Genomic DNA, 349 nt, shown 5'->3' with positions numbered 1-349 from the left:
TTTTCCCCCCTCTCTCTCCCCCTCTTTCCCTCCTTTTTTTTCTCTCTCTTCCTCCCCTTTCCCTTCTCTCCTCTTCTCCCCCCTCCCTTCTCCTCCCCTTCCCCTCCCCCTTTCTCCCTCCCTCTCTTTTCCCCTTTCTTTCTCTCCTTTCTCTTTTTTTTCCCCTTCCCTTTCCTCTTCTTCCTTCCTTCCTCTTCCCTTTTTCCTTTCCCTCTTTCTCTTCCCCCCTCCTTTCTTTTCTCTCTTTCTTTTTTCTTCTTCTTCCTCCCCTTTCTTTTCTCCCTCTCTTCTCTTCCCCCCCTCCCTTCTCCCTTTTCTCTTCCTTTTTCTTTCCTTTTCTTTCCCTCTT

1 protein-coding gene is annotated in these 349 nt (G+C 48.7%); it reads right to left on the bottom strand.

The features are described from left to right. Nucleotides 1-349 (bottom strand): hypothetical protein (locus KH400_RS30300; RefSeq protein WP_217228585.1); only part of this gene is annotated, 349 nt, incomplete at both ends.

This window comes from Desertibacillus haloalkaliphilus (assembly GCF_019039105.1).
Taxonomy (GTDB): domain Bacteria; phylum Bacillota; class Bacilli; order Bacillales; family KJ1-10-99; genus Desertibacillus; species Desertibacillus haloalkaliphilus.
The sequence above is the reverse complement of the archived record's forward strand: the minus strand, read 5'-3'. Positions and strand labels throughout refer to the sequence as shown.